14 protein-coding genes are annotated in these 13208 nt (G+C 44.4%); 12 read left to right on the forward strand and 2 right to left on the reverse strand.

The annotated features are described in order from the left end of the window. The first annotated feature begins 76 nt into the window (after nt 1-76). Nucleotides 77-1876: an EAL domain-containing protein gene (locus L1070_RS17010; protein ID WP_237126459.1), complete on the forward strand. Its 1800-nt coding sequence runs from the start codon at nt 77-79 to the stop codon at nt 1874-1876. Between the two features lie 86 nt (nt 1877-1962). Then, on the forward strand, nt 1963-2823 hold the full coding sequence (locus tag L1070_RS17015; protein WP_237126460.1) for a transporter substrate-binding domain-containing protein: 861 nt from the start codon (nt 1963-1965) through the stop codon (nt 2821-2823). 69 nt (nt 2824-2892) lie between these two features. Here the strand turns inward: L1070_RS17015 and suhB are convergent, their stop codons facing one another. Further along, nucleotides 2893-3696 carry an inositol-1-monophosphatase gene (gene suhB, locus L1070_RS17020; RefSeq protein ID WP_070983403.1) on the reverse strand — a complete coding sequence of 268 codons (804 nt, stop codon included), beginning with the start codon at nt 3694-3696 and terminating at the stop codon, nt 2893-2895. Between the two features lie 215 nt (nt 3697-3911). On the opposite strand from suhB, the gene trmJ reads away from it, so the two are divergent. The 8 genes from trmJ to fdx all read left to right on the forward strand — a co-directional run bounded on the left by trmJ (nt 3912) and on the right by fdx (nt 10247). Further along, nucleotides 3912-4646 carry a tRNA (cytosine(32)/uridine(32)-2'-O)-methyltransferase TrmJ gene (gene trmJ / locus L1070_RS17025; protein ID WP_237126461.1) on the forward strand — a complete coding sequence of 245 codons (735 nt, stop codon included), beginning with the start codon at nt 3912-3914 and terminating at the stop codon, nt 4644-4646. A 229-nt stretch (nt 4647-4875) separates the two neighbouring features. After that, on the forward strand, nt 4876-5367 hold the full coding sequence (gene iscR, locus L1070_RS17030) for a Fe-S cluster assembly transcriptional regulator IscR (RefSeq protein WP_070983405.1): 492 nt from the start codon (nt 4876-4878) through the stop codon (nt 5365-5367). A gap of 23 nt (nt 5368-5390) precedes the next feature. Continuing rightward, nucleotides 5391-6605, forward strand: a complete 1215-nt coding sequence (locus L1070_RS17035) for an IscS subfamily cysteine desulfurase (protein ID WP_070983406.1) — start codon at nt 5391-5393, stop codon at nt 6603-6605. Nucleotides 6606-6657: 52 nt separating this feature from the next. Then, nucleotides 6658-7041: a Fe-S cluster assembly scaffold IscU gene (gene iscU, locus L1070_RS17040; RefSeq protein WP_070983407.1), complete on the forward strand. Its 384-nt coding sequence runs from the start codon at nt 6658-6660 to the stop codon at nt 7039-7041. A 12-nt stretch (nt 7042-7053) separates the two neighbouring features. Beyond that, nucleotides 7054-7377: an iron-sulfur cluster assembly protein IscA gene (gene iscA / locus L1070_RS17045; protein WP_237126462.1), complete on the forward strand. Its 324-nt coding sequence runs from the start codon at nt 7054-7056 to the stop codon at nt 7375-7377. 95 nt (nt 7378-7472) lie between these two features. Then, nucleotides 7473-7997: a co-chaperone HscB gene (hscB, locus tag L1070_RS17050; protein WP_070983409.1), complete on the forward strand. Its 525-nt coding sequence runs from the start codon at nt 7473-7475 to the stop codon at nt 7995-7997. 47 nt (nt 7998-8044) lie between these two features. Continuing rightward, the gene (hscA, locus tag L1070_RS17055; RefSeq protein WP_237126463.1) at nt 8045-9907 is read left to right on the forward strand and encodes a Fe-S protein assembly chaperone HscA; all 1863 of its coding nucleotides are present in this window, start codon (nt 8045-8047) and stop codon (nt 9905-9907) included. 1 nt (nt 9908) lies between these two features. Beyond that, nucleotides 9909-10247, forward strand: a complete 339-nt coding sequence (gene fdx, locus L1070_RS17060; protein WP_070983411.1) for an ISC system 2Fe-2S type ferredoxin — start codon at nt 9909-9911, stop codon at nt 10245-10247. A gap of 217 nt (nt 10248-10464) precedes the next feature. Here the strand turns inward: fdx and L1070_RS17065 are convergent, their stop codons facing one another. Continuing rightward, nucleotides 10465-10899, reverse strand: a complete 435-nt coding sequence (locus L1070_RS17065; RefSeq protein ID WP_070983412.1) for a helix-turn-helix domain-containing protein — start codon at nt 10897-10899, stop codon at nt 10465-10467. A 70-nt stretch (nt 10900-10969) separates the two neighbouring features. Between L1070_RS17065 and L1070_RS17070 the strand changes: the two genes are divergently transcribed. Both L1070_RS17070 and L1070_RS17075 read left to right on the forward strand, forming a co-directional pair. After that, a complete protein-coding gene (locus L1070_RS17070; RefSeq protein WP_237126464.1) occupies nt 10970-12241 on the forward strand; it encodes an MFS transporter in 1272 nt (423 codons plus the stop codon). Nucleotides 12242-12278: 37 nt separating this feature from the next. Further along, entirely contained in the window at nt 12279-12806 is a 528-nt protein-coding gene (locus tag L1070_RS17075; RefSeq protein ID WP_237126465.1) for a hypothetical protein, read from the forward strand. Nucleotides 12807-13208 lie beyond the last annotated feature (402 nt).

Raw genomic sequence — 13208 nt, forward strand, 5'->3', positions numbered from 1 at the left:
TTTTGCCACAAAAATGTCATAAAACCTTGCTAATTTGCTGGCCTATTGTTTGGTCAATTGTTCGTTGGTTACAGGCGTGAATGAAGCAGCAGAGCTAGAAAAGCGAGTATTAGAAAACATATTAAAACACGGCACTGTTAATACTTTATTTCAGCCCATTTATGATATTAGCAAACAAGACATACTAGGATTCGAAGCACTAAGTCGAGGTGTAGATTGCTTAGAAATGCCTGAGCAATTGTTTAGCGCCGCAGGGGTTCATAACAAGCTGTCTGAGTTAGAGTTACTATGTCGAGAAAAGGCGATAGAGCGGTTTGTCTCGCTACAATTACCTGGCAAGTTGTTTTTGAATGTGAGCCCAAGCACGCTACTTGACCCAAGCCACCCGCGCGGAGAAACGCGCCACTTAGTACAAAAACACGGATTGGCTGCGAATAGGGTGGTGATTGAAGTAACGGAGCAAGACAAGGTAGATGATGGTTTTTTATTATTAAAAACCATCGAGCACTATCGACAGCTTGGCTTTAATATTGCGATTGATGATTTGGGCGCTGGCTATTCAGGCTTAAAGCAATGGTCAGAGCTTTGCCCTGAATATGTCAAAGTCGACAGGTACTTTATTGACTATTGTGACCAAAGTATTGTTAAAAGAGAGTTTTTAAAATCCATTATTGAGCTTGCAAAAGCTACTGGAACATCGGTGATCGCTGAAGGGATAGAGCGGGTTGAAGAATTATCATTGCTTGAAAAGCTAGGCATTGTGAACGCTCAAGGATATTTACTGGCCTACCCCCAGAGTGAACCTACGATTGAACTTGAGGCCAGTCAGTGGTCGGCCCTAAACTTGACGCCGAAAATGAATACGACAGAGCAATCAATGGCGATTGGCTGGCTAGCCATGACACAAAATGCCATTCACCAGTGCACACAATGTAAAGATGCCCACAAAAGCTTTGAGTCGGATAAAAAGCTGATGAGCTTAGCGGTCGTGAACGATAACAGAGAGCCGATAGGATTATTGCACCGTGATCAACTGACAGAAGTATTTGCCGCGCCATATGGACATGCATTATATGCGAAAAAATCAGTGATGGAGCTAATGGATAAGCAGCCGCTGATCGTCGATGAAAATGCCCTATTGGATCAAGTGAGTCAGCAAATAACCGAGCAGGAATTTGATATTCGTCGCCATATCATTATCACTCGAGATGGTTGCTACTTAGGACTTGCGCCGCTTAGAGATATTCTCAAGCACATCACGGAAGAAAAAATCCGTCATGCTCAGCACGCTAACCCACTCACTATGTTGCCAGGTAATGTAGCAATAAATGAAGCAATTGAAACGCGCCTGCGCAAGCAATCTGACTTTTCGTTGGCATATATCGATTTAAACCACTTTAAGCAATTTAATGACTTGTATGGTTACGCAAGTGGCGATAGCGTGATCAAATTGCTCGCTGATGTGACGGTAAAAGCGTGTGAACAAAGTCCGTGTTTTGTCGGACATATCGGCGGTGATGACTTTATGGTGGTGTTTGATGCCAACGATGCCGAGCAACTTTGCCATCAAATCATCAATGACTTTGAGCAACAGTCAAAGGCTTTTTTTACACCCGAACATGTTAAGTCAGGAGGCTACTGGGCCACCAATCGAGAAGGGCAAAAGCAATTTGTGCCCTTGCTGACGCTATCCATCGGTTTAGTCAGGCCTGATTTAGAAAGCTGTAAAAACAGTCATCAGGTAGCGGCGTTGGCGACGGATGCTAAAAAAGAAGCTAAGCGGTATCGAAACAGTTACTTGTTTGTATGTAATCGACGTCGTCCAAGTGTATCAGTCGTAAAAGTTGCAAAGGATCAGGCCGAATGCTCAGCATAATCTGAGTGGTTAGAATCTCGGTATAAAAGCTTGAGTAAAAGCTCAGCTCGGTGTAGCGTTAACAAAAACAAGTTTGGAACACAGATATGCGTAGACTCGTATTGCTGTGCCTATTGTGTAGTTGGGCTGGTTCATTAGTTGCGGCAGAAACCATTTATGTCGCCAAAGAGCAACGTACTTTGTACGATAGAGACTTGTACTTGTACGAATTATTAGAGATGTCGCTTAAAGCCGCTGGCTTTACAGCGCAAATAGAGCATGTCAAAGTGCATCCTCATCAGCAGCGCACTTTATTGGCTTTGAGCCAAGGTGATGTTGATTTACATTGGAGTATGACCAGTCCTGAGCGAGAGCAATTGGCAACGGCAATACCGGTGCCCCTGTTTAAAGGCTTTATTGGCAAGCGTGCGTTACTGATCAACAAGATGCAACTGTCGCAATTTGAGGATATTGACTCACTGCAACAGTTAGCCAAACTGACCGCCGTGCAAGGACATGACTGGCCTGATACAAAGATTCTCGGTCACAACCATTTACACGTTAGGCCTATGGCGAACTATCAGGCGATGTTTGCGATGGTGTCTCGGGGTCGTCTAGATTATTTTCCTCGTTCGTTTATTGAGGTTGGCGCTGAGTTGGCCACACAAACGGGTGACAACTTGGTGATCTTACCCACTCTTTATTTGCAATACCCCAGTGCATTTTATTTTTTCGTCAATAAAGATAAGCCACAGCTTGCCAATGCATTAACTCAAGGGCTGGCAAAACTACAAGCGACAGGAGAGTTTGACGCGCTGTTTGAACGCTACTTTGCCAAGATGCTTGCTCAGCTACCTTTTGATAAAGACACCAAAGTGCTGATGTTGCAAAACCCGTATTTTCGACCGCCAGAAAAACGCGACCAAGACGAGTCTAAGTGGGCTTTAAATCAAGGTAAGTCGCAATAGAACCGCTATACAACAGGCAACAAAAAAGGAGCATAAGCTCCTTTTTTGTTTAGGTGTACTGCATGGGTATTAACGTAGCAATGATTCCGTTAATACTGGGCGAATCTCTTTAACCATCAGCTGGCAAAGTTTTGGTGCGCCACAGATCACGTTGCCACTTTGGTTGTAGCTTGCGCCACCGGCAAAGTCCATTACCATGCCGCCCGCTTCTTTTACTAGCAACTCGCCGGCTGCTGTATCCCAAGGCTTAAGACCAATTTCAAAGAAACCGTCCATACGACCTGCCGCAACATACGCCATATCAAGCGCAGCTGACCCGGCACGACGGATATCCGCAGTGTGTATAAACAACGCTTTAAATGCTTCTGTGTAAGCATCAAGGTGGTGTTTTTGCTTAAATGGGAAACCAGTTGCAAGGACTGAACCTGCGATTTCAGTGCTTTTAGTTACACGGATACGCTTTGAGTTTAACTGGGCACCTTGACCACGAGATGCGGTGAACAACTCGCTGCGAATCGGATCATAAATCACAGCCTGCTCAACGCGGCCTTTCACTTTTAATGCAATAGAAACGGCAAAATGAGGAATGCCTTTGATGAAGTTAGTTGTCCCATCAAGAGGATCGATAACCCATTGGTAATCTGCATCTTTGCCTTCAGTGATACCTAATTCTTCACCCACGATTGAATGATCAGGATAGGCTTTTAGGATAGTATCGCGGATGACGGCTTCTGCGTCTTTGTCTACGTTTGTAACAAAGTCATTGCTGCCTTTTTGTTGAGCTTCGACTTTTGATAAATCTTCACATGCACGTAAGATCACTTTACCTGCATTACGCGCAGCGCGTACCGCAATGTTTAACATTGGATGCATAGCATTACCTTTGGGTTGTAAAAGAACATATTCATATAGAGCCGGCGTATTCTAGCGATTTTTGTCACAAAGTAAATAACCGATTGCAAATAAAGTTGCTGTTTTTTTGTACTGTGCTGTTCTGGAAAAGGAATTAGATTGATGTGCTTTTTACTATGGTGCCAGCTTGATGCTGTGATAAACTTCGCCATTATTTTTTGAAGACTGGTTTATCAATGGCATTAGAAGACATTCGTATTGTGTTAGTCAACACATCTCATTCAGGCAACATTGGCTCTGTCGCACGTGCAATGAAGACAATGGGGCTATCTAAACTCTATTTGGTTGACCCTGCTTGTGAGGTAGACAGCCATGCCAGTGCTTTGGCTGCGGGAGCAACGGATGTTTTAGGCAATGCGACGGTTGTCAGCGAGCTGTCAGAGGCTATTGAAGAGTGTGCATTAACCATTGGCACGAGTGCGCGTTCTCGCACATTATCATGGCCGATGGTGGAGCCGCGTGAGTGTGCGCAAAAGTTGGTAAGCGGATCTGAAACAGGCCCAGTAGCTTTGGTGTTTGGTCGTGAAAATAGCGGCTTAACCAATGAAGAACTGCAACTGTGCAACTACCATGTGTGTATTCCTGCGAATCCACAATACAGTTCATTAAACTTAGCAATGGCGGTACAAACACTGACTTATGAGACGCGTATGGCGTTTTTAGACTGTCAGGAAAAGCAGCCAGAGGAAGATGACGCGGTATACCCAAGTGCCCAACAAATGGCGCTGTTTTACGAGCACCTAGAGAGCACATTGAATGAAACTGGGTTTATCATTAAGCAGCATCCAGGCATGGTAATGACCAAGCTTAAACGCTTATTCAATCGTGCCAGACCAGAGGATCAAGAGTTGAATATCCTGCGTGGTATTTTAACCTCTATCAATAAATCTACCCGCCAAAAACCTGAGTAAACAGCGCTCACCCATGAACGTGCGAACAGCGAAATAAACCCGCTTTAGCACGTTCTGCCGAACAACAATAATACTTGACTAAATTACTCAGGTAATTACAATGGACCTAGTAGTTGACTAATTTACTCAAGTATTCGTCAACTTTAGTCGCAATACTGATGAGTAATACTTGACTATCTTAGTCAGGTAATTAAAATTTGCGGCTTGGTAAACTAGCTAGGGGGCTTCCATGAAACTGACATCGAAAGGCAGGTATGCAGTAACAGCAATGTTAGACGTTGCTTTGCATGGTGAAGTTGGCCCAGTCCCATTGGCTGATATTTCCGAACGCCAGGAGATATCATTATCTTACCTTGAACAATTATTTGCCCGACTGCGTAAACATGGCCTCGTCAGTTCTGTTCGTGGTCCGGGAGGCGGCTATCTACTTGGTCGTGATGTGCAAAGTATTTCTGTAGGTGACGTGATAAGTGCGGTTGATGAATCTGTTGACGCAACACGTTGCCATGGAGAAGGGGGCGGCTGCCAAAGTGGGATGCGTTGTTTAACACATACCCTGTGGTCGGATTTAAGCGTGCGCATCGAAGAGTTTTTAAACAATATTTCCCTTGCCGAGTTAGTCGCAAATTCAGAGGTGCGTGCGGTTGCATCGCGTCAAGATAAAAGCGTCAACAGTGCGATGAAGCAATTAGACAATATTCAAGTGAGCTGTCAACTGTAGGTTGACGTCAAGCGGAGAAACAAATGAAATTACCGATTTATCTAGATTATGCAGCAACCACTCCGGTTGATCAGCGCGTTGCAGACGAAATGATGCAATGCCTGACAATGGATGGCAACTTTGGTAACCCAGCTTCACGCTCACACCGTTTCGGTTGGCAGGCTGAAGAGTTGGTTGATCAGGCGCGTAATGATATCGCTGATTTAATTAACGCGGACCCACGTGAAATTGTTTTTACTTCAGGTGCTACTGAATCAAACAACCTAGCTATCAAAGGTGCTGCGCACTTCTACAAAAAGAAAGGCAAGCACATTATTACGGTTAAAACCGAGCACAAAGCGGTACTAGATACTTGTCGTGAACTTGAGCGTCAGGGCTTTGAAGTGACGTATATGGACGTTGAAGATAACGGTCTATTAGATTTGAAAAAGCTAGAAGCTACAATGCGTGATGACACTATTTTAGTGAGCGTTATGCACGTGAACAACGAGCTGGGTGTGGTCCAAGATATCGCCACTATCGGTGAAATGTGCCGTGAGCGCAAGATCATGTTCCACGTTGATGGCGCACAAAGCGCGGGTAAAGTAAAAATCGACCTGCAAGCGCTTAAAGTTGATTTCATGTCGTTCTCTGGCCACAAAGTTTATGGTCCTAAAGGCGTTGGTGCCTTGTATGTTCGTCGTAAACCTCGTGCGCGCTTAGAAGCACAAATGCACGGCGGTGGTCATGAACGTGGTATGCGTTCTGGTACTTTAGCAACGCATCAGTTAGTTGGCATGGGCGCTGCGTTTCGTATCGCTAAAGAAGATTTTGAAAAAGATCACGCGCACATCAGTGCACTTCGTAAACGCTTAATTGATGGCGTAATGACGATGGATGAAGTGTATTTCAACGGTGCGATTGATCAGTCAGTACCAGGTATTGTGAATATCAGCTTTAACTTTGTTGAAGGTGAATCACTACTCATGGCGGTAAAAGACATCGCCGTATCTTCGGGGTCAGCTTGTACGTCAGCAAGTTTGGAACCGTCGTATGTGTTACGTGCTTTGGGGCGTAACGATGAACTGGCACACAGCTCGATTCGTTTTAGCATTGGTCGTTTCACAACAGAAGAAGATATCGACTACACCGTCAACTTGATTAAAGAGTCAATCGGTCGATTACGTGAAATGTCGCCGCTTTGGGAAATGCATCAAGAAGGCATTGACCTAGATAGCGTTGAATGGGCACATCATTAAGCAAGTTTTTGCTTGTAGCCAGGCGCTATGAGCACATAGTGAGGAAAGAGTTATGGCGTACAGTGAAAAAGTAATAGATCACGTGGAAAACCCACGTAACGTCGGGTCACTTGATAAAAGCGATCCAAGTGTTGCAACAGGTATGGTGGGTGCACCTGCTTGTGGTGACGTAATGAAGCTACAAATTAAAGTTTCAGATCAAGGTATTATCGAAGACGCTAAGTTTAAAACTTACGGCTGTGGTAGTGCGATTGCGTCATCATCTTTGGTAACAGAGTGGGTTAAGGGTAAAACCCTTGACGAAGCGGCTAGCATCAAAAACACCGATATTAGTGCTGAGCTAGAATTGCCACCGGTTAAAATCCACTGCTCAATTTTAGCAGAAGACGCAATTCAAGCAGCAATTGCAGATTATAAAAGTAAACAAGCGAAGTAAGAGTAGATAAATATGGCAGTGACATTGACAGACGCGGCGGCAAACCGAGTTCAGGCTTTTTTGAGCAATCGTGGCAAAGGCGTAGGCTTGCGTGTTGGCATTAAAACCACGGGCTGTTCAGGTCTTGCATATGTACTTGAGTTTGTTGATGAACTTGATGAAGGCGATGAGGTTTTTGAAGACAAAGATGTAAAAATCATTGTTGATGCCAAGAGTCTGGTTTACATCGACGGCACTGAGCTTGATTACACTAAAGAAGGTCTTAATGAAGGGTTTAAATTTAACAACCCTAATCAGAAAGACGAATGTGGCTGTGGCGAGAGCTTTACGGTTTAAGCGCCGCTTAGCCTGATCTCAAAGCCCTGCCTTGGTGGGGCTTTGTCGTATATTTGCAATGCGCATTGTGCGCACACTTAGGGTTTATAAAAGACATGCGCTATTTTGAGCTTTTTGATATTCCAGTCGATTATAATGTTGATCTTAAAAAGATAAATCAGCATTACCTTGAGTTACAGCGAGTTGTTCATCCAGACCGCTTTGCAGGAAAAAGTGAACGAGAGAAGCTGCTCGCCGTGCAAAAAACGGCGGAGATCAATGACGCATTGGCGGTGCTCAAGCACCCAGTCAAGCGCGCGGAGTACATGCTCAGCGAACGCGGTGTAGATATTCGCGCCGAGCAACAAACATTGCAAGACCCCATGTTTCTAATGCAGCAAATGGAGCTGCGTGAGGCATTGGAAGAGTTGCCTAACAGCAACGATGTTGAGGCCGCAATTGAGCAGTTTGAGCAGCAAATTAAAGTGCTTGATGTACAATTTAGTCAGCAGTTGGCAGCGCAGTTAAGCAGTGACAACCAACAAGACTTAGAGCAAGCCGCCGACAACATCCGTAAACTCAAATTTGTATATAAGCTACGTGACGAACTGGCGCGTATCGAAGACAGTTTATTTGATTAATTCTCCAGACCGCCCTTAACGAGCGGTCGCAAAAGTGAAAGAGCATTATGGCATTATTGCAAATCGCTGAGCCGGGGCAGAGCGCGGCACCACACGAACATAAATTGGCTGTAGGTATCGACTTGGGCACAACCAACTCATTGGTTGCTACCGTGCAAAGTGGTGAGGCCAAAACACTGGCCGATTTTGACGGTTCTGTGATGCTACCTTCGGTAGTGCGTTATCAGGCGCAGGGCACAGAGGTCGGTGTTCAAGCACAACAAACTTCAGCCCAAGATCCCACTAACACCCTCATCTCAGTAAAACGCTTTTTGGGTAAAACCCAGCAAGAAATAGAACAAAGTTACGGTCAGTTGCCTTACGAGTTTGTGCAAACAGACAATGGTTTGGCAATCAACACAGTGGCAGGCCCGGTAAGCCCTGTTCAAGCTTCTGCTGAAATCTTAAAAAGCTTACGCGCTAGAGCGGAAGCTAGCTTTGCAGGGGATGAACTACAAGGTGCCGTGATCACCGTACCAGCCTATTTTGATGATGCACAGCGTCAAAGCACCAAAGATGCCGCAGAGCTTGCTGGTTTGAAAGTATTACGTTTGCTAAACGAGCCTACAGCGGCTGCGGTTGCCTATGGCTTAGACTCGGGTCAGGAAGGTGTTATCGCCGTGTATGACCTAGGTGGTGGGACGTTTGATATTTCAATTTTACGGCTAAATCAGGGCGTGTTTGAAGTACTTGCTACGGGTGGCGACTCAAGCTTAGGTGGTGATGATTTTGACTCTGTACTAGTTAATGTATTCAAGTCTCAAACTGGCATTAATGATTTAAATGCCAACGAATTACGTTTGTTCATCAATAAAGCGAAAGCCTGTAAAGAAGCGCTGAGCAGCTACGAAACCGTCAATGTTAAGCTTGAGCTGCGTGAGCAAAGCCACACGGTTACTATCACCCGAGCTGAGTTTGCAGAATTGGTGATGCCGCTGGTGAAAAAAACCTTACGTGCATGTCGCAGGGCAGTGAAAGATGCTGATGTAAGTCATGAAGACATCTTACAAGTGGTGATGGTGGGTGGTTCGACCCGTATGCCTGTCGTTCGTGAGCAAGTTGAAGCATTTTTTGAAAAACAGCCTCTTACATCGATTGACCCTGACAGAGTAGTTGCTATTGGTGCCGCAATTCAAGCTGACATTTTAGTGGGTAACAAGCCAGACTCGGACATGTTGCTGTTGGATGTGTTACCGCTGTCTCTAGGCTTAGAAACCATGGGCGGCTTGGTTGAGAAAATCATTCCAAGAAATACCACCATTCCGGTTGCCAGAGCGCAAGAATTTACCACCTTCAAAGATGGGCAAACGGCCATGTCTTTACACGTACTACAAGGTGAGCGAGAGTTGGTAGATGATTGCCGTTCATTGGCTAAGTTCAGCCTCAAAGGTATTCCTCCGATGGCCGCCGGTGCTGCCCATATTCGCGTGACCTTTAAAGTGGATGCGGATGGATTGCTAAGTGTTTCTGCGATGGAAAAATCAACGGGCGTTCAAGCTGAGATTCAAGTGAAGCCATCATTTGGTTTATCGGATGACCAAGTGGCACAAATGCTCAAAGATTCAATGAGCAACGCAAAAGACGATATGCAGGCGCGCATGCTCAAAGAGCAGCAAGTAGAAGCGCTACGAGTATTGGAAGCGTTGGAAGCATCACTTGCCACAGATAGCGAGTTGTTGAACGAGCAGGAGCTGGCACAACTGCGTGAACAAATGACCATGTTAGCGATTGCTCGTGAACAGGCTCAATCACCAGACGAAATTAAAAATGCCATCGAGAAAGTAGACGCTGCCAGCAGCGAATTTGCTTCACGTCGTATGGATGTATCAATTAAGAAAGCACTGCAAGGGCAGTCTGTAGACGAGGTGTAATATGCCACAAATCATCTTTTTACCCCATGAAGAGCTTTGCCCTGAAGGTGCTGCAATTGAAGCACCAAAAGGACAAACGGTATTAGACGCGGCACTGAAAAATGGTATCAGTATTCCTCACGCGTGTGAGAAATCATGTGCATGCACTACTTGTCACGTGATTGTACGTGAAGGCTTCGACTCACTTGACGAAAGTGATGAACTTGAAGACGATATGCTAGACAAAGCATGGGGCCTCGAAGCTGAGTCTCGCCTAGGGTGCCAAGCTGTTATCGCCGATGAAGACTTAGTCGTTGAAATTCCAAAGTATAATTTGAATATAGTAAACGAAGAGCATTAATTGCTTCGCGCTATTTAAAGTAGAAAGCCACAGTGAACGCTGTGGCTTTTTTGTATGTCGAGGCACTCAGCAACGATGATTTATAAAATGATATAGGCTGATATTTGGATAGCAAAGGGGGTTACTTTTGTTGTGATGGGCTGGATTAAATCTTAATATAAATTTATTACACTCAAACTGGATTGGCCTGAGATAGGTTAACTTTATATGCTCATTTTTATTTGAACTTCATTTTCTTCACGCCTTTATGCTGTAATCGCGTGGCCTTTTTTAATAAGTTTTGAAACTTAGCGCAATCAAATTGATTGTGCTCGGGACAATGGGCCACATGTTGTAAGGTATCACTGATTACGCTTAACAACTTAATGCTCCGCTCAATTTCCTCAGACTTTTCAATCAGTCGTGAGCGGTCAATCTCAGAGGCTGTACCCGACTCAAGTAATACACGTATTTCGTCCAGCGAAAAACCTGCGAACTGCCCTAATGAAATTACCGATAGTTTTTCTAGAACATTGGCATTGAATATACGCGTTAGGCCTTTACGACCAAGCGGTTTGATCAGCCCTTTTTCTTCGTAATAACGAATTGTAGAAGACGGTAATCCTGAGCGTAATGATACCTGTTGGATATCTAATTCAGACTGTGTGCTCATAGCTGTTGACCTCAAGTCGACTTGAAGTCTTAGTATAGGTTTCATGGCATGTAACTTCAATAATCTCCCTATGAAACAGCTTGATCAACCAAATGCTAAGCATCCAGATATCACATCACATCGGGCTATTCTGGTCGCTTTGGCTTTATCCGCATTGCTGCCTTCAATGGCCATTAGCAGTGTTAATCTCACATTACCAATTCTTGCAGCTCAGCTAGCAGTATCATTTTCACAGGTTCAGTGGCTCACCATAGCTTATATGCTGAGTCTCACTTCAACCTTAATCATCGCTGGAAAACTCATTGATATTAAAGGCCAAAAGCTGGTATTCGTCACTGGGCTACTCATATTTTCTGGTGCCTCAATTGCGCTAGGTTTGACGAAAAGCATATACCTTCTGACCTTTTCCAGAGCCGTTCAAGGCGTTGGAGGTGCCATGTTAGTCGTGGTAAACATGGTGATTGCAAGCAAGGTATTTGAAAAGCGCAATGAGGGTATGGTCATCGGTTTGATTGGCAGCATGTCAGCATTAGGGACGGGAGCTGGCCCTGTCTTAGCGAGTTTCCTCATTGAATGTTGCCAATGGCAAAGTGTGTTTTTAATCAACATTCCAATTGCCGCAGTGATTTTATTATGTGCCTTTCATTCACTACCAGCAAATAAAATCGAACTAAGGCAGGCCAAGCAACCATTGTTTCATACGAGCACGTTAAACAAGCCAGCCTTGAAGGTCAGCCTGATTGCAAATTTTCTTATCTCTAACGTGGTGATGATTTCTCTTATCATAGGTCCATTTTATCTGACGCTTGCATTGCAGTTATCCATCGTCGAAGTGGGTTTTGTGATGGTCGCAAGCCCCGTCACAGTTGCTGTATTCGCTTTTTTATCGGGTAAGTTATCCAGCATAGCCAATTTAGATAAGTTGGTACTCATCGGTGTTACCGTGATCTCTTTGGGCGCAGTTTGGATGACGCAAATATCGGTTGAAGACGGTGTGACTGGCTACATCATTGGGTTGGTTATTATTGGATCAGGTTACGCCACTTTTACGTCTGCGAACAACACGCAAGTTATGCTCAATGTGGACGCCGACAATCAAGGTTTACTTTCCAGCACCTTAAGTTTATCCAAGAACTTGGGCTTGATGGTGGGAGCGACACTCAGTAGCAGTCTATTTTCATGTATCACTGGCCTTTCACAACAAATGGGAGCCAGTCCTAAGCAATTGGTTAATGGGGTAAACCTAATTTATTACGGTGCCCTTTTTGTGCTGCTTGGTTTATTGAGCTTGCAATTCATACACAAATTCACCAGCAAAAAGAAGCACATCGAGACACTCTAGAGCAGTGTCATTTTAATTCGTTACAACGAGGTAAACTATGATGAAAAATACACTAGATGGCGTTATCAGTGACATTCAAAAACATTGGCGAGGGCTTGACTCTTACACAGTAGAGCATACCCGCACACAGTTACAAAAATTGACTCACACTTCTGTACAGGAGCCGTGGTTAGCGCGTTTGTTCGCAGAGAAACCACAAAGCCAAGAGCTACATCGCGATGCTAAGCATGGCTTTATTTTACTGGCACATTTTGAAAAAAAGGGCTTGTACAGAGTGCCGCACAATCATGGTGCAGGCTGGGTGTTTTACGCTTTGCATAGCGGTGAAATGAGGGTGACGACTTATAAACAAATAACTAGCCCAGATGGTTATAGCACGCTCGTGAGCCGCGGAGCCAATGTTATGCAACCATCTAACGTGACTACCTACCTTCCAGGAGATATTCATGACACCGAGTGTCTCTCGGATTGGGTACTCATGTTTAGGTTAACGAGTTGCGACTTCCAAGAAGAAAAGCAATCAGGGCGCCTTATTCAGTTTAAAGGTCACAATCAAGACGTGTAGCGTTAATGCGCCTTTATATCCGTCTATCTTTGTGCAGTGAGATGGTTGATAAAGGTGCGTCTTTGATAGCTACTAGACAAATACTCCGCCACGGTGACATAAACAATAAAGCATGAGACCTAGCACTCGGATTCTGCCTTGGTGCCATTGCTGATGAAGACCTTGTAGTAGAAATTCCAAAATACAAGTTGAATATTGTCAATGAAGAGCGTTGTTTTGGAATAGTTCCAGTTTATCGCTTTTTTAGTGAAAGGTAGTTGTTTATTAGAGAGCTACACTTCAATCTCTGAATTTTGATTAATATACAGGCGTTAATTTTAGTAAAGTGTTATTTGTTGACGTTTTATGTTAATTGTTTAATGATGCTAGAAAGAAAAGTAAGGATAACTAGGAATTATGATG

This window comes from Pseudoalteromonas sp. MMG022 (genome assembly GCF_021654245.1).
Classification (GTDB): Bacteria; Pseudomonadota; Gammaproteobacteria; order Enterobacterales; family Alteromonadaceae; genus Pseudoalteromonas; species Pseudoalteromonas amylolytica.

Excerpts from the sequence above, each read along its gene's own strand:
- L1070_RS17015 (WP_237126460.1), top strand. The coding sequence starts at position 1,963 with ATGCGTAGACTCGTATTGCTGTGCCTATTGTGTAGTTGGGCTGGTTCA.
- suhB (WP_070983403.1), bottom strand. The coding sequence starts at position 3,696 with ATGCATCCAATGTTAAACATTGCGGTACGCGCTGCGCGTAATGCAGGT.
- trmJ (WP_237126461.1), top strand. The coding sequence starts at position 3,912 with ATGGCATTAGAAGACATTCGTATTGTGTTAGTCAACACATCTCATTCA.
- iscR (WP_070983405.1), top strand. The coding sequence starts at position 4,876 with ATGAAACTGACATCGAAAGGCAGGTATGCAGTAACAGCAATGTTAGAC.
- L1070_RS17035 (WP_070983406.1), top strand. The coding sequence starts at position 5,391 with ATGAAATTACCGATTTATCTAGATTATGCAGCAACCACTCCGGTTGAT.
- iscU (WP_070983407.1), top strand. The coding sequence starts at position 6,658 with ATGGCGTACAGTGAAAAAGTAATAGATCACGTGGAAAACCCACGTAAC.
- iscA (WP_237126462.1), top strand. The coding sequence starts at position 7,054 with ATGGCAGTGACATTGACAGACGCGGCGGCAAACCGAGTTCAGGCTTTT.
- hscB (WP_070983409.1), top strand. The coding sequence starts at position 7,473 with ATGCGCTATTTTGAGCTTTTTGATATTCCAGTCGATTATAATGTTGAT.
- hscA (WP_237126463.1), top strand. The coding sequence starts at position 8,045 with ATGGCATTATTGCAAATCGCTGAGCCGGGGCAGAGCGCGGCACCACAC.
- fdx (WP_070983411.1), top strand. The coding sequence starts at position 9,909 with ATGCCACAAATCATCTTTTTACCCCATGAAGAGCTTTGCCCTGAAGGT.
- L1070_RS17065 (WP_070983412.1), bottom strand. The coding sequence starts at position 10,899 with ATGAGCACACAGTCTGAATTAGATATCCAACAGGTATCATTACGCTCA.
- L1070_RS17070 (WP_237126464.1), top strand. The coding sequence starts at position 10,970 with ATGAAACAGCTTGATCAACCAAATGCTAAGCATCCAGATATCACATCA.
- L1070_RS17075 (WP_237126465.1), top strand. The coding sequence starts at position 12,279 with ATGATGAAAAATACACTAGATGGCGTTATCAGTGACATTCAAAAACAT.